This window comes from Microcoleus sp. A006_D1 (genome assembly GCF_036702805.1).
Taxonomy (GTDB): domain Bacteria; phylum Cyanobacteriota; class Cyanobacteriia; order Cyanobacteriales; family Microcoleaceae; genus Microcoleus.
Genome location: NZ_JAUBVZ010000002.1, coordinates 605,314 through 621,305 on the forward strand (window position 1 = coordinate 605,314; position 15,992 = coordinate 621,305).

Consider the following 15,992-nt stretch of genomic DNA (forward strand, 5'->3'; position numbering starts at 1 on the left):
ACTTTCTGCCCTATGCAAACTTCAGAAACATCTCAAATTCCCAGTGACGATTTAAAACCCGCGAAAGAAAGCAATTTCCTAGCCCAAAATCCCCACTTACAAACCATCGAAATCCCCGGTTTCGACGCTAACAACCCGCCCGATCCCAAATTAATCGATACTTGCGTACACTGCGGCTTTTGTTTGTCAACTTGTCCGAGTTATCGCGTACTCGGCAAAGAAATGGATTCGCCTAGAGGCCGCATTTACTTAATGGATGCAATCAACGAAGGCGACGCACCTTTAAACGAAGCAACTTCGCAGCATTTCGATACTTGTTTGGGCTGTTTGGCCTGCGTCACAACTTGTCCGTCGGGAGTTCAATATGACAAGTTAATTTCCGCAACTCGCCACCAAGTTACCCGCAATCAAAAACGCACTTTTTCCGACAATGTAATTCGCACTCTGATTTTTAATCTCTTCCCTTATCCTCACAGATTGCGGCCTTTACTCGTTCCTCTGTTTATTTATCAAAAATTAGGACTGCCAAAACTAATTCGCAAAACAGGTTTGCTGAAAAAAGTATTTCCCCGCTTGGCGGCGATGGAATCTATTTTGCCAGAGGTAACTGTTGATTCTTTTCGAGATAATTTGCCGGAAGTAATTCCCGCACAAGGAGAGAAACGCTATCGAGTCGGCGTGATTTTAGGCTGCGTGCAGCGACTATTATTCTCGCCTGTTAATCAAGCTACGGTGCGAGTTTTGACGGCCAATGGTTGCGAGGTTGTGATTCCCAAAAGTCAGGGATGCTGTGCTGCTTTGCCGGAACATCAAGGACAGGCCCAACAGGCGAAAGCTTTGGCGAGACAAATGATTGATAGCTTTGAAAATACTGGTGTTGATGTTGTAATTATCAACGCTGCGGGTTGCGGTCATACTTTGAAAGAATACGGTCATATCCTAGCAGATGACCCGGAATATCGGGAAAAAGCAGAAGCATTTGCTGCTAATGTTAAGGATATACAAGAATTTTTGGTAAGTGCGGGAATTACCGCTAAACTCAATCCTTTGGCAGACGGAGATTTGACGATTGTTTATCAGGATGCTTGTCATTTGTTGCACGGACAAAAGATTAGTTTGCAGCCGCGTCAGTTGTTGAAACAAATTCCGGGGGTGAAGTTAAAAGAGCCTCTGGATGCAGCTTTGTGCTGCGGGAGTGCGGGGGTTTACAATATGCTTCAGCCGGAAATTGCTGATGAATTGGGAGTGCAGAAGGTGGAGAATTTGCTGAATACTGGGGCCGAGTTGATTGCTTCTTCTAATCCAGGTTGTTCTTTGCAGATTAAGAAGCATTTGGAGTTGCAGGGGAAGGAAGTTACTTTGATGCACCCGATCGAGCTTTTGGACTATTCTATTCGTGGGGTGAGGTTGCAGAGGCATTAGTTTGGTAGGGCGGGCGGTGTCTGCCCTGCTTTTGATCTGCTCTTTTGTGGATGAGATTTTTTTAATGAACCGCAGAAATTCGTTGAAAAGTCCATCGCACTTCTCACCATCCCCAACCAGCTAAAATTAAATTAAACAGTCCCCAACCCCGGACAACAGTTATGGTAACTCAAATCCCAATCCCAACTCAGCAACAGATTATCTACCCCGAAAGCGACGGTAAACCAATAGCAAACAATACCGACCAGTTTCGCTGGATTCTAGTCATTCAGCAAAATATAGAATGGATGTATGCTAATGACGAGAATGTATTTGTAGCGGGCGATTTGTTTTGGTATCCGGTTCAGGGAAGACCAAATATTGTTAATGCCGCTGATGTGATGGTTGTCTTCGGCACACCGAAAAGGAGACGGAGTTCTTATCAGCAGTGGAACGAGTCAGGAATTGCACCACAAGTTGTGTTTGAGATTCTCTCTCCTAGCAATAGCCAGGATGAAATGGACACGAAATTACTGTTTTACGATCGCCACCAAGTTGAAGAATATTATATTTACAATCCTACTAACAATCAACTCAGAGGTTGGTTGCGGGGAGAAGACGGCTTGGATGCGATCGCATCTATGGAAAACTACGCGAGTCCAAGGTTAGCCATCCGCTTCGATTTGTCAGGCGATCAATTGCAAATTTATCGACCTGATGGCACTAGATTTTTCTCCTACGTTGAGATTTGTCAACTGTTAGAACAAGCCGAACAGCGGGCAGAACTTGCAGAAACAGCTTTAGGAGAGGAACGGCGGCGATCACAAATTTTGGCGGAACGCCTGCGAGAAATGGGAATTAACCCAGATGAATTAAGTTAGACAGACTGCTTCGAGGGCTTCGCTAACGGGCGATCGCACTTTTCAAGTTTAGCAAAAGTGCGATCGCCACAATAACCAATGACCAATAACCAATGACCAATGACCAATGACTATTTCCCTTCTTCCAACCTCAAAAAATGCACTTGTCCCGAAGCTTCCGCCGCCACAATTGTCACCCCATCCGGTGCAATAGCGCAAGCTTTCAAAGCACTATCTCCCCTAAAAGTAGCAACTACTTTTCGACTCAATAAATCCCAAACTTTGAGAGTATTATCATCGGAAACAGAAATCACCTTATTTCCCACCGTCGCCACAGATGTTACCGCATCCCCATGACCTGCCAAAGTAAAAACTTCTTTTCTACTTGACAAATCCCAAACTTTCAGATTTTTTTCTCGCCCGCCCGAAATCGCCCATTTGCCATCCCCCGTAACTGCCACAGCATTCACAAAACTCTCATGGCCTTTGAGTGTGAAAAGTAGATTTTTGAGGGCAAAATTCCATAGATTTGCCACAATATTTTTTTCTTTCCCCAAACTCCAAACTTTCAGAGTTTTGTCGCCGGAAGCTGAAATAATCCGTTTTCCATCAGGAGTAACTGCCACAGCTTTTATCCCGTCAGCATGACCTGAAAACGTCAAAATTTCCTCTCCAGTTTCTAAACTCCAAACTTTAATAGTTTTGTCTCCCGAACCCGAAATCGCCATCGTTCCGTCGGGAGTCACTGCTACAGAATTTACCCAGTCCGTATGACCCCTGAAAGTAAAGATTTCCTGGCCTGTTTCGAGATGCCAAACTTTTACGGTTTTGTCGCCGGAACCTGAAACTACTCGCTTGCTATCGGCTGTTATTGCTACAGCTTTTACCCAATCTTTATGACCGGGAATAGTAAAAAGTTCCTGTCCGTTTTGGAGATTCCAGACTTTAATGCTGTTGTCTCCAGAACCGGAAATTGCTTTTGTACCATCGGGAGTAACTGCTACAGCATTTACCCAGTCATCGTGACCGGCAGATGATAAATTTTCTTTGCCTATTTCTAAGTGCCAAACTTTGATAGTTTTGTCAGAGGAACCCGAAACTATCCGCTTGCCGTCGGGGGTAACAGCCACAGCATTCACAGGCGCGATGTGATTGGTAAAAGTGAAGAGTTCTTCTTTTGTTTCCAGATTCCAAACTTTCAGCGTTTTGTCGCCAGAAGCGGAAATTACCCGTTTTCCGTCGGGACTGACTGCTACTGCTTGCACGAAACTGTCGTGTTTTCCTAAAGTAAAAAGTTTGTCTCGTGCACTCAAACTCCAAACTTTGACTGTGCCGTCGTAACTGCCGGAAATGATTTGTTCGCCGTCGGGAGTTACTGCTACAGCTTTTACCCAATCTGCGTGACCGATGAGGGTAAAAAGTTCCTTTCCAGTTTCTAAGTTCCAAACTTTAATGCTGTTGTCGCCGGAACCGGAAATCAACCGCTTGCTGTCGGGAGTTACTGCTACCGACTGGACAAAACTGCTGTGACCTTTGAGGTTGAAAATCACTGCCCCTGTTGACAAATTCCAAACTTTGATACTGCCGTCCCAGGAACCAGAAATTACTCGCTTGCCGTCGGGAGTAACGGCGACTGCTTCTACCGCAAAAGTATCGCCTGCAAATGTCAATATTTCTGTTCCCGTTGCTAAATCCCAAATTTTAATAGTATTGTCCCAAGAACCAGAAATTACTCGCTTGCCGTCTGGGGTGACGGCTACAGCGTTGACGTAGGTAAGATGACCTTTGAGGGTGGAAAGTTCTTCTCCTGTTTCTAAGTGCCAAACTTTGAGAGTGTGGTCGGATGATGCAGAAATTGCTCGCTTGCCGTCGGGGGTGATTGCTACAGCTTGTACCCAGTCTGTATGTCCGGTGAGGGTGCGAAGTAATCTGCCGCCTGGAGGGGTAAAGCTGGGCGTTAGCGGCCGCAGCCAGGGGTTTTTCTGCTGTTTTGCTTGTGCTAGCAGTGCTTGAATTTCGGGAATTTCAAAGCACATCAAGCGCGCAATTAGTTGGGCTGCTAGTTGCGTTGGATCTTTGGCTAGAATGTGGGCAGATAGCCGTATTGCTTCTTGGATTAATTTGAGTTTGTCGGCTTTTTGGTCGGATGTGATAATATCGGGACTTGTTGCTAAATCGTAATCTTCTATTAGCGCTTGTACTCCCGATGCTGAGAGCTTGGCTTCAATAAAATTGTAATCTGTTAGTAAGCTGTATAATTTCTCTGAGTCTGAAGTGGCTGCTAGCTGACTTGGCAGGATTCCCAGACAGTGTGTCTGTTCGGCAGGCTGCATTTTATCCAGCCCTTGTGTAAACTCGCTCATAAATTTGTGGATGTCTTTTTTTAAATGTATGCGATCGCTAGCTGCACCTTACCCAAAACCCGATCGAGAATCTTTTCTCCCTTACTTAGCATGGCATATTTGAATGCTGTTGTGCGAGCGGGGTGCTGCCCTGGCTTGGACTATGGTTGATGAATCGCTGATTTTTTAGTCTGAGTCTACTTTGAGCATTTTCAAGCAGTCCGATGACGATAAACTAGCCAATATGATTGGGATCGACAGTGCCAAATCTACCGGGCGATCGACAATCATCTGACATATATCTTTGCTTTTCTTAACGAATAGCTGGTGTTTTGGTAATGATTGTCGATCGACTGACACTGTTAAGCTAATTTTTTTGAGGTGTGGCAATCCTATTTGATGTGCGAACTAGAGTTTTTTGAACGCCACACTTCTGGCCGGATACTCTAATTTTCTCTGCTTTTGCCCGCCGGAGCGAGGCAGATATCAGGCCGCTGGCGATTCGGCAACTCAACCGCACCTGCAATCTGGTTCGCCCAAAGCTCGGGGAAAAATTTACAGGCGCGCCCCATTCCTTTAAAATACAAACAGGACTTGCACTCTTAAACCCGGTTTCTAGCTAAAATCTATGGGTTTGACCGCTAGTTACGCAGTTAGAAGCCGAGTTTCTGACTCCAGAGCGTGCAAGTCGCCATTGAAAATAAAGAAGTATTTAAGTTTAGAGACAAATTTCATGGATGTTAGCGAGTTTTTCGCGTTAAGCGCAGGCAAATGGTTTTCCCAGCGGACGGTACACAATCTCAATTCTGGGGAATTGCAGGCAGGTAAATCCGAGCTGAAAATAGAAATACTGACCGCTAGCGATGCGGCAGTTGTTAAACTTTGCCAACAACACTCGATTAACCCGGCTGCAACTGGGATCGAGGGCGTTCGGATTTCGTGGGACGGTGTTCCCGATCGCACTCAAGCTAAACAAGTCGGTTCTACAATATTAGCGATCGTACCCAATCCTGACAATCCTTCTGAAGGCCAAGTGTTGCAAGACAAGGGAAACAGCCGCTACGTTATGGGCGGCGACGACGTGCTGACATTGATTACAGAATCAGAGACTCTCCATGCGGAAGAAAGGCTGTGGTATCTGATGCCCAACCTGCGGCTGCGGACTAGCGTTGTCAAGCAAGCTAACGGTACGGAACAAGCTTCTTTTTGTTCGGAAATTCGGATGGGAGTAACTGCGAAAAGTTAACAGTCACAAACAACTATCTAATTCCCCAAGTTTACACCTTATTTCTGCTGTCTCCTTTCTTTCTGCGACCTTCTCGGGCAACGGCTTTTAACTTGCTGTGAAAATCAGTGTGTTTGGCAACTGAAAATGATTTTGCTACAGGTTTTGGCGCTAGGAAGCGATCGACCTCAGCTCGATCGGCTAGGGCAGTAACATCTACATCTTCATATACTACAACTTCGGTATTTTCTTTGGTGCGATCGGCTGCGGGCAAGTTTTCTGTTTCCTGAGTCTGTGCGTTTGAGACTTCTGCATCTGGCGCGCGATCGATTTTGGGATCTGGCGGCCCAGCCAAATCTAACTCTGCGATACCGACTTCCGATTCGGGCTGCGATAAAATTATATCGTCCTGAGGTCGCCCTGCATCACTTTCGCCGGTTAAATCTTGAGGAAAATTGTTGCAGACCAAGCGTTCAAACTCACGATTGAAATGATAGAGCGGTTCACCTATCCGCTGCCACATACTCAATAGCTGTCCGACAGAAACAGCCTTGTAGCGCCCTTGATAAAGCGCTTCAACCACTGCTAAACGCAGCCAATGACCGGGATACTTGGTCAGCCATTCACCCGCCAATTTCTCTGCTTTTTTGCCACCTAGGTCAAAACCGTAGTGAACCAGCAGAGCCGCTGCTTCCGCAGATATTGCCCTCACTTCTGTCATGGGAATTGGTAATTAGTCAGTTGTCAGTTGTCAGTTGTCAGTTGTCAGTTGTCATTAGTCATTAGTCATTAGTCATTAGTCATTAGTCATTAGTTATTAGTTATTAGTTATTAGTTATTAGTCAGGAGTGCTTTCCCCCCCCGAGCGAACCCGATCATTAGTCATTCTTCCTTGGGAATTGAGAATTGGAGAGTTGAGAATTGGAGAATTGAGAATGGGTGATTTTTTTTGCTTCGTTATTACCAATTACCAATTACCAATTACCAATTACCAATTACTAATTACCCATGACCCATTACCCGTTACCCAATTGAATTAATCGGACAAACGCACGCCTCCTTCTACAGTTCGCACGTCCCCTGAAAAAGGTTGGGGAGTGCCGTTCCAGTTAAAGTCACTAATTCTAAAAGTCAGGCTGCCGACTTGACGCTCAGGATTGAAACGCAAAATAAATGCGTAGCTGCGGCGGCTGTATTCTAAAGTGTAGTTGGTACTGATTGCTTCCTTGCTCTCTAAATTAATAGCACTTTGAAACCCGACTCGAAAGCCTCCGTAAACTTGCTGTACAAGTCCAAAAGACAAGACTTTCAAATCTACCAAGCGATCGAACAAATAAGGCGATACGCCGTCCCGCGCTACCTGAGTGTAAGTCACATTAAATCCAGTGTAATCGAGGAAAGGGCGGGAGAAATGACCGAACTGCCCTTGAATGCCGATGCTGCTGGCGATCGAATTTTGTCTGTCGCCGCTGCTGTAATAAGAGCCAACTCCCCGGACTCCCAAGGCCAGTTGCAAGAAAGGAACCACCGGCGTCCGGGTGTACTTCAAACCTTGGGTAGGAGTGCGGGGCAGCGGTTGACCTTGCCACAGGTTGAAGCCGCGGCTCAAGGCGACGCTGACTTGGGCGCGGCTGAGGTCGATGCGGTTGTTTTCGCGCACTGGTTCGAGCAAGTCTGGTCGATCGGTGTCAGCATTGATAAATTGATACCCGGCTTGGTAGCTAAGATTGATGCCAGTTCCTCCGAGTTGGATGACGGGGGAAGTCAGGACGGCCCCGAGGCTGCTCTGCACGGTTTGAAAGCCTAGAGAACCGTTAAATAGTCGATCGCGATAACTATATTCTGCCGCCAGAGAGTGAGTGCCGATCGACTGGCGCAAGCGCAAATTGCCCCGAAAGCTGTTTTCCGGCAAATTCGGGAAATTATCGAAACTCAGAAATATCGCCGATCCTTCGAGGCTGGTGCGCGGGCCCAGAGTGGCGCCCAACCTGGCTTTCAGCCCGTAGCTGTCGGGGAAAAACGGATTGCCGCCGTGCTTTTCGACGACCCGCTGAAGGTAAACTTGGGGCGTCAGGCTCAGCCTCACAGGCCCGTTTTGCAACACCTCAAAAGCGCACTCGGCATACAAACCGCCCCTGTCGCCCCCGTCGTAGCCAAAGGTCAAACAAGGGCCGTTCTGCTGCCGGCTGTCAAACACTTGTCTGCGGGGATACACAGGTATTTTGACGCGGTTGTCGAACACGAGGCGGGGCGAATTTGTGACCAATTCCTCAGCCGTGGGCGAAATTCTTCTAATCGTCGCCCTGCGGGCCCTGTATTCGAGTTCTGGGGGCGAAAACGGGTCGTTAGTAATCCGAATGTTGGTGGCTACCCGGGTGCCATCCGGCAGCAGTTCGAGGCGTTCTGCTTCAAAGCGGATGCGGTTGACGGCGCCGATAACTTGGGGGGCTGCTAGCTGTCCGCCGCCCCCGATGGTGACTGTAGCAGCTCCAGAGGATTTGACTCCGCGCACGGGCTGCTGGCTGGTAATTCGATCGCTCAGGGGCTGTTCGAGAATGGTTCCGGCACTGATATCTGTCGGCAGTGTGGGCGTCAATTCGCTACCTGCGGCGGGCAGGAAAAGCTCGCCGCTTGCTTGTTCCACGGCGCCGGAGTTGAGGCCGAGATTGAATTCCATTTGCTGGCCGCGGATTACTTGTTGGCCGCGGGTATAGGCGACATTGCCGGATGCTACCACTTGCCGGGTGACTAAGTTGACGATCGCGCGATCGGCATCAATCACAGTTTGCCGGAACCGCACAATTACCCTACCAACCGCCGTGACAATTTGCTGCTTGTCGTCAAATTCTTGGCTGTCGGCCTTGATTTCGATAGTATCGGCCGGGTTCACCGGAAAAGGTACCGTGCGCTGAGATGGTGCTGTGCGCCCTCCTGGCGGCGGGGCTGGTTTGGGCTTCGGTTTCGGCGCTGCGGGGGCTCCGGGTTGGGGCGCCGTTCCGGGAGTTGGAATCTCGAACTGCTGCTGGCCTGCTGGAGCTGGTTCTGGCGGGGGTTCTGGTTCGGGAGTCTCAGGAGCTACGGGAGCGTTATCTTCTAACTGCTGCTTTCCCTTGGCCTGATACGCGCTTTCCGGCTGCGGTACCTTATTCCTCTGCTGTGGTTTCTCAATAGTTCTCTGCGCTTGTGGAGTGCGTTCTTGATTTGGGCTAGAAACAGCATTTTCGATCGGCGGCAGCGGGTAAGCAGTAAACGAGGCATCTTTGGGAACTTCCGCAGTTGCGGGTTCTCCACCTGTAGCCCGATGCTGAAATCCCACCACTGCATCGCCACTTTCGAGGGAGGCTAGGGGGTCGGGGATTTTTGGAGGTTGGCTGGTGGCTGGGGTGGTACCGAGGAGTGCGGCTCCGGTTTCTGGTTGGGCTGGTGTTGGTTGCGGCTGAAGGATTTCTGGGCTTGGTTCCGGTATTTCTGGGCTGGGGCTGCGGGTGTCTGCATCACTCTTCGCCGCAGTCAGGACTGCTTTTTTTGGCTTGGCGATGTAGATGATGGCAGATGGTTCGGGTGGCGGTACCGGATAGGGCATAATTACAACAGGTGAGTCATCCGATTTTATAGCAGAGGGCAGAGGGCAGAGGGAATCGACTGCTGATGTTTCAGTAATTAAAGAACGTCTAACTGTCTTGGCGGTTGCTAGAGATTTTAGATTTTATAGGGTACAAATTATTAAAAATTTTTGCATCTCAAGTTGACTATTTAAACATTAAATCTGAGCTGTGAAATTTGCTTTGGCTTGGGCGCGCTGGAATCTGGTTGCTTTGTGAACTTGCTTTCGCCATAAGATAACCTCGCTGCGGGTGCGAGGTCAAGTTTGGTTTGACTAATTTTTGGGGTTTTGGGGGCTGGTTTGGGGGCTGCGGTGTCGCGCCCCAAACCAGCGACGGAGATAGCTTGTTTATTCCATGTCTCTGCGGTTGGGGTTCCGGGCTGGGTCATTGGACAAAAACCCAAATATGAACAGGGAAACAAAAAATAGAACAACTACATTAACTACGATTTTGAGGGTTAGCACGCTAGGGAGTCTCCAAAGATGGCATAATACTGAGCTGATTTGCTGCGGTTGCTGCAACTTTATCATAAGCTAAAGATTAGTCAATTTTATCTTTGCTTTTGAGGATTGTTGGCAAGTTGCTTTTTGCCCAATTCCAGATTTGCTCGGCGATTTGTTCTAGGCGGAGCATGAGTAGATCGAGCCATTCGAGCACTTGTTCTAGCGGGTGCTTAATGTATCCCATCGATTCGGCTTTTGTTTCTAAGTAGTCGTTCTCGGGCGAGAAGCCTGCGCTCGGTTTTTTTGGTTCTGGGGCGCTGGTTTGTTGGGTGATTGCTGCTGTGGATTGGCTGGTTTGTGGGGTGTTCGGGTTTGTGTGTTTTGACACTTGGGTTTCCGGCGCGCGCCCTGGGGTTGATGGTGTTGCTGCGAGTGCAGTGCTATTTTCTGGAGTAATTTCTAAATTTGATGCTGGTTGGGGTTGACTTTTTGGCACTTTTGTGACCAAGCTTTGTTTGAGCTGGGCGACTAAGCGGTGAATTGCTTCGGGGTAAGGGGAGATTGAGATTGATGCCGATCGACCTTCTGGCAATTCTGCTATTTCTGCAATTTCTGGCTTGACTTTGGCGATGGCTTGTGCTATGTCGGCTTCGGAACTGCCCTCGATTAAGTGCTGCGGTGCTGGTTCCCCGAATAAGTCTTGCCAATTCAGCCACGGTCGATCGACCTCTGGGACTTTTGGCGTTTTTTCTAGCTGCTCCCGCTGTTTCAAATAATACTGAATTGCCACGGCTTTCTCCGTGTTATCACTGGCTGCTGTTTCTTTTCCCAAAAGCTGGTCTACTGACGACCAAATCAGTTTTTCGATGTTTTGAGCGTATTTTTCGAGGATTTCGCGGGCGGTAACACCTGTATTGGTTGCGGGGGTGGCTGTATCAATTGTTACTTGGAAGTTGGCGGCTGGGGGGAGGGTGAATTCTTCGAGGTTGACGGCTGCGCGATCGATTAAGGTAACAAATGAGAGCGGATTGGCGGCTGGCTCGAATTTGCTGTTAAAATTAGTTTCTAATTTTGGGGTATTGCGGTCGATCGCCTTTGATGGAGCAATCGACTGCTGTGCGGTGTTGGCGCTGGCGTTTTGGAGTAAGATGGCATTGCGGTCGATCGCGGATTTCACCGCCAGGATTGATTCTCCAAACTGATTTCTTTTCAGAGCAACCGGACTCGTCTGAAGCCAAGCCATCAATTCCCAAAAACGGCGTACCGGCGGTAGCTGCGCTTTTTTAGCAGCAGACTCCAAACCGAGATTAAATTTTAATTCTTTTTGGGTAATTTCGCGCCGTTGGGGTTCGCAGTTGGCGACTTCCCAGGTGATGCGATTTTCCAGCAATTCTTGCTGTTGGGGCGTCAAAATATCTAAGATCCGATTTTCTCCTCCCACCAAGACTAAAGTGCGGGCGGGGATAAAACTAGCGATTCCTTGAACTTTTGGCGGGCTGGTTAATTTAGTTTTAGCCAGGGGGTATTTTTGGGCAGAAGTTGTTTGATGTTTGGCTATTTTTCCGCTAAGATTGATTGCTTGATGCAACGGGCGGAGGGCTTGCTCTGTTGCAGGATTTGGGCGATTGATTAACTGCGGGAAGCTGGCTACAGTTGTGGCGGTTTGCGACGAGTTTAGCAAATTTTCTGCCAGGTGCAAAATTTGGGCGATCGAACTTGCTGCGGAATTTTCCGGCAAATACCAATTTTCCGACAAATCGGGATTTTCGTCGCCTGCAAATTCTTGCAATTCCGGTAAATCTACTTTTTGACTGGATTCCCGCAACTGTCGGCTCAACATTCGGGAACTTTGCACCAGCAGGTAAGCTGGATAAAGTAGAATTTGGGTAGCGCTGAGGGTTGTTTGTTTGATTTGTCGCCAAGTGCGATCGCAATTATCGGCAACTTGGCGGGACTGTTTGGATATAAAATTTAATAGTCGGCTTTGGTATGGGCCGTAGTAACCGTTAGACATAAGTTTAATTATTGAATTGCTGATTTTAGATTCGCGCCAGAGTTGCTGAATTGTGCAGTAAAATCAAAACGGATATCAATCGCAGTTTCAAACCCTCTGAAACCTTTATTTCTTCGCGTCCTTCGCGTCTAAGCGCTTCGCGCAGGCTACGCCAACGCGGTTCGATTTCGAGCCAGATTCCTACGCAAGTCCTATTTTAGCTAAAAATGAACGCTTCTGTGCCACCTGCTAACAATAATATTTCTGAAGTAGTAGAGAAGTTGCGCCGCCTCTGTCAAGTGGAGGTTCAGTCTGGTTGGAGGTACTGCGATGCTGACTCTGCTGTTGTGGCTGTAGATATTTCTAACGGACAAGTTGCCGAAATTAACGCCAAAGGACATATTGCTTGGCCGTCGGGGAAGCAAGTTGTTTATTTGGGGCAGAATTTTGTAATTCCTGACAATTTGCACGGCTATCCTCTGCTTGGTTTCCGGTTGCTGCTGGGCTTGACTTGGTGGGCGGAAGATGCTCAAATTTTTGTGAACGGTGAGTTGGTCTCAGAAGGCGATTTATTTGATTGTGCCGATCGAGTTTTGTTGAGTTCGTCGGTCAATCCCGGAGATCAATTTTTAGTTATCTTGCGGTTGGTAAGTCCGGGACACGATCGCGGTGCTTTAGTGCGATCGATTTGTTTGTACGAAGCTGCGGACTCTGCTTGTTTCGATCCGGGTTTTGTGGCTGCCGAATTAGAGATTTTGCAAAATTCACTGACTCAAAATTTAGAAAATAAAAATTCCCAATACCTCCCCTCTAAAAGTATAGCAAATCACCCCTGGTTTGTCAAGGGGGAAACGCTGAAATCTGAGATTGATTTGGCGCTTGGTTTGATTGATTGGTCTGCTTTGCCCGATCGCGAAAAGTTCGATCGCTCGCTGTCTGTTTTGCGGCACAATTTACTGGGATATCTGCGGGCTTTTTCTGGGGATTTAGATGATTTAACCGCAGAGGGCGCAGAGAGCACAGAGGGAGGAAGAAGAGATCAAGTTTTTGAGGTGGGAGAAAATCGTAACGCTACATCTATATATATAGGAGAAACTGGTGAGGGGACATCTTTTTCTGGGGATTTAGATGATGTAACCGCAGAGGCCGCAGAGAACACAGAGGGAGGAATAAAAGAGCAAGTTTCTCAGGTTGGAGAACATCGCCGCAGTACATCTATATATATAGGAGAAAATAGCGGGCGGACATCTATATATACAGGTAAAATCTATTTAGTTGGTCACGCTCATTTAGACTTAGCTTGGCTGTGGCCTATACCGGAAACTTGGAAAGCGGCAGAACGAACTTTTGAGTCGGTATTGAAATTGCAATCGGAGTTTCCTGATTTGATTTTCTGTCATTCAACTCCGGCGCTTTATGCTTGGATGGAAGAGCATCGCCCGGACTTATTTGCTGCAATTCAAAAACAGGTGGCTGCGGGTTGTTGGGAAGTTGTCGGCGGGATGTGGGTGGAACCGGATTTAAACCTGATTTCGGCTGAATCAATGGTGCGACAAGTTTTTTACGGACAGCGTTACGCGCAAGAAAAGTTTGGGGAATTGATGCGGGTGGCTTGGCTACCTGATACTTTCGGTTTTGGCTGGCAATTACCTCAGATTTTGCGCGACGGTGGAGTTGATTATTTTGTGACGCAGAAGTTGCGCTGGAATGATGCGACGGAATTTCCCCACGGTGCGTTTTGCTGGGAAGGGTTGGATGGTACTAAAATATTTAGTATGATGTCTGGTGCGATCGGCGAAAGTATAGAATCTGTTAAAATGGCAAGTCATGCTTTTGATTGGCAAGTTAAAACTGGTTTGCAAGATGCTCTTTGGTTGCCGGGAGTTGGCGACCACGGCGGCGGCCCGACTCGTGATATGATTGAAGTTGCTAAACGCTGGGAATTGTCGCCTTTTTTCCCGAATTTGCAGTTTGCAAAAGCCGTTGATTATTTGTCTTTGATTGAGAGTCAGTTTTTGCCGGAAGTTGCGGCAACTTTGCCCGAAAATGATGTTCCAGAATCGGACAATCAGGAGAATTTGCAAGTTGGCGAAACTGTCGGGAATTTGCGGGCGCTAGAATTTTCCAATTTGTCGAGAATTTCGGATGCAAATCCTTCTATCTCACAACTCAAAACTATTTCCCGCACTCTGCCGATTTGGCAAGACGAACTTTACCTGGAATTCCACCGGGGTTGTTACACGACTCGCGCTGACCAAAAACGCCAAAACCGCCGCTGCGAAGATTTGCTCTATCAAGCGGAATTGCTGTCTTCGCTAGCAACGATTTGCACTGATGCGGTTTATCCCAAATCTGAGTTAGAATCTGCTTGGAAACAGGTGTTGTTTAACCAGTTTCACGATATTTTGCCGGGTTCGGCGATCGCCCAAGTCTACACGGATGCTAATCTAGCCTTTGCCGAGGTCGATCGCACTTGCCGCCAAATCCTGCTAAAATCCTTAGATGCCATCGCAGCTCAAATTTCTCTGCCTTCTCCACCGCAGCCGGACGCTCAACCGATTCTGATTTTCAATCCTCTCAATTGGTCGCGGTCACAGGTTGTCGCCGTAACTCTTCCCGATTCCACTGATTCAGCTTGGCAAATTTACGACTTATCCCGACAGCGGTTGACTTCCCAGATTGTCAAGGGCGATCGGCTCCAAGCGCAATCCCAATCTACACTATTATTTTGCGCGAATGATGTGCCTGCGATCGGCTACCGCCTATTTTGGCTCTGTCGCCAAGAAGCTCAAACAGTCGATCGCCCGCCAGCAAGCCCAGCCACCGAAAAAAAGACAGACTTACCAAAACTTACATACGGTATAACACAAAAAAACACGCCTTGTCAAGAAACGCATTTTGCCACCCAAGAAATGGTCTTGGAAAATGAACTTATTCGGGCAAAAATAGACGCCAAAACTGGCAATTTATCCAGCATCTGGGATAAAGCAAACAACAGAGAAGTCCTGAATGCAGCCGGAGGCAATCAACTGCAAGCATTTCAAGACAGCGGTCAATATTGGGATGCTTGGAACATCGATCCGAATTATCAAAAACATCCTTTACCTGCGCCGATACTCAAAGAGATTTCTTGGGTTGAGCGGGGAGAAGTGCGGCAGAGTTTGCGCGTAGTTATGCAAATTGGTAAATCGGAGTTTTGCCAAGATTATATAGTAGAAGTAGGTTCGCCACTGCTGAAAATTAAGACAGTCGTAGATTGGCAAGAACAGCACGTTTTAGTAAAAACAGCCTTCGGGTTAAATGTCGCAGCAGATTTTGCAACTTGCGAAATTCCCGGCGGTGCGATCGCACGCACAACCAAGCCGCAAACAGCCGCCGAAAAAGCCAAATGGGAAGTACCGATTTTGCGCTGGGTAGATATCAGCAATGACGGTTTTGGAGTGAGTTTGCTCAATGATTGCAAATACGGTTGCGACATTCAGCCCAATCAAATCCGGCTGACTTTGCTCCGAGGTTCGACTTGGCCGGATGAAGCAGCAGATAAAGGAGTTTCGGAATTTACTTGTGCAGTCTATCCCCACGCTGGAAATTGGCAAGAAGCCGATACAGTTCCGCGCGGATACGAGTTGAATTTGCCACTGCTGGTACAAGTCTTGCCAAAGTTAAAGGAAAATTGCCATAAGACTCTGCCAGCAGTTGGCAAATTGTTGGATTTGTCCGCCAAAAATTTAGTGCTGATGGCATTCAAACAGTCGGAAGATGATGCTAATATGTGGATTTTGCGGTGTTACGAGTGTCATGGTGAAGAGGCTAAGTTGGAATTAAAGAGCGATTTGGGTTTGGCGATTAGTCAGCCTGTCAATTTATTAGAACAACCCATAAATTTACCCCAGAAGTCAGACAATGGGAAAGATTTCAGAATATCAGCGTGGAAAATAGCCAGTTTTGCGGTAAAGTTATAGCAACCTTCTCGACGAGCGAGATGTTTTCAATTGCCGAAACCATCGATATTATTGCCTTCTACCTGACCGTTACCAGAAACAATTGGTTTAAAGCCGGAACCCTTAAAGGCGAGAAATTAAAAGAAAACTATTCATTACTCCAATCCTCTTCCTTTTAGGTA

At 47.6% G+C, this 15,992-nt stretch carries 10 protein-coding genes; 4 read left to right on the forward strand and 6 right to left on the reverse strand.

Annotation, left to right across the window (positions count from 1 at the left end; translation table 11 throughout):
- Positions 1 to 12 precede the first annotated feature (12 nt).
- Together QUB68_RS05490 and QUB68_RS05495 are read left to right on the forward strand one after the other, a co-directional pair.
- The gene (locus tag QUB68_RS05490; protein WP_332990179.1) at positions 13 to 1,422 is read left to right on the forward strand and encodes a (Fe-S)-binding protein; all 1,410 of its coding nucleotides are present in this window, start codon (positions 13 to 15) and stop codon (positions 1,420 to 1,422) included.
- A 161-nt stretch (positions 1,423 to 1,583) separates the two neighbouring features.
- The gene (locus QUB68_RS05495; protein ID WP_332990097.1) at positions 1,584 to 2,282 is read left to right on the forward strand and encodes a Uma2 family endonuclease; all 699 of its coding nucleotides are present in this window, start codon (positions 1,584 to 1,586) and stop codon (positions 2,280 to 2,282) included.
- Positions 2,283 to 2,392: 110 nt separating this feature from the next.
- Here the strand turns inward: QUB68_RS05495 and QUB68_RS05500 are convergent, their stop codons facing one another.
- Complete coding sequence (locus QUB68_RS05500; RefSeq protein ID WP_332990099.1) at positions 2,393 to 4,624, reverse strand: hypothetical protein; 2,232 nt, start codon at positions 4,622 to 4,624, stop codon at positions 2,393 to 2,395.
- 712 nt (positions 4,625 to 5,336) lie between these two features.
- On the opposite strand from QUB68_RS05500, the gene QUB68_RS05505 reads away from it, so the two are divergent.
- Entirely contained in the window at positions 5,337 to 5,849 is a 513-nt protein-coding gene (locus QUB68_RS05505) for a phycobiliprotein lyase (RefSeq protein ID WP_332990101.1), read from the forward strand.
- Positions 5,850 to 5,880: 31 nt separating this feature from the next.
- Here the strand turns inward: QUB68_RS05505 and QUB68_RS05510 are convergent, their stop codons facing one another.
- The 5 genes from QUB68_RS05510 to QUB68_RS05530 all read right to left on the reverse strand — a co-directional run bounded on the left by QUB68_RS05510 (position 5,881) and on the right by QUB68_RS05530 (position 11,890).
- Positions 5,881 to 6,549: a hypothetical protein gene (locus tag QUB68_RS05510; RefSeq protein ID WP_332990103.1), complete on the reverse strand. Its 669-nt coding sequence runs from the start codon at positions 6,547 to 6,549 to the stop codon at positions 5,881 to 5,883.
- Positions 6,550 to 6,864: 315 nt separating this feature from the next.
- Entirely contained in the window at positions 6,865 to 9,411 is a 2,547-nt protein-coding gene (locus QUB68_RS05515; protein ID WP_332990105.1) for a DUF3769 domain-containing protein, read from the reverse strand.
- 170 nt (positions 9,412 to 9,581) lie between these two features.
- Positions 9,582 to 9,821, reverse strand: a complete 240-nt coding sequence (locus QUB68_RS05520) for a hypothetical protein (RefSeq protein WP_332990181.1) — start codon at positions 9,819 to 9,821, stop codon at positions 9,582 to 9,584.
- Positions 9,781 to 9,897, reverse strand: a complete 117-nt coding sequence (locus QUB68_RS05525) for a photosystem II reaction center protein I (protein ID WP_039887172.1) — start codon at positions 9,895 to 9,897, stop codon at positions 9,781 to 9,783. Before QUB68_RS05525 ends, QUB68_RS05520 begins: the two co-directional genes overlap by 41 nt.
- A gap of 76 nt (positions 9,898 to 9,973) precedes the next feature.
- Positions 9,974 to 11,890: a hypothetical protein gene (locus QUB68_RS05530; protein WP_332990107.1), complete on the reverse strand. Its 1,917-nt coding sequence runs from the start codon at positions 11,888 to 11,890 to the stop codon at positions 9,974 to 9,976.
- 206 nt (positions 11,891 to 12,096) lie between these two features.
- On the opposite strand from QUB68_RS05530, the gene QUB68_RS05535 reads away from it, so the two are divergent.
- Positions 12,097 to 15,831, forward strand: coding sequence for an alpha-mannosidase (locus QUB68_RS05535; protein WP_332990108.1), 3,735 nt, complete (start codon positions 12,097 to 12,099; stop codon positions 15,829 to 15,831).
- Positions 15,832 to 15,992: the final 161 nt, after the last annotated feature.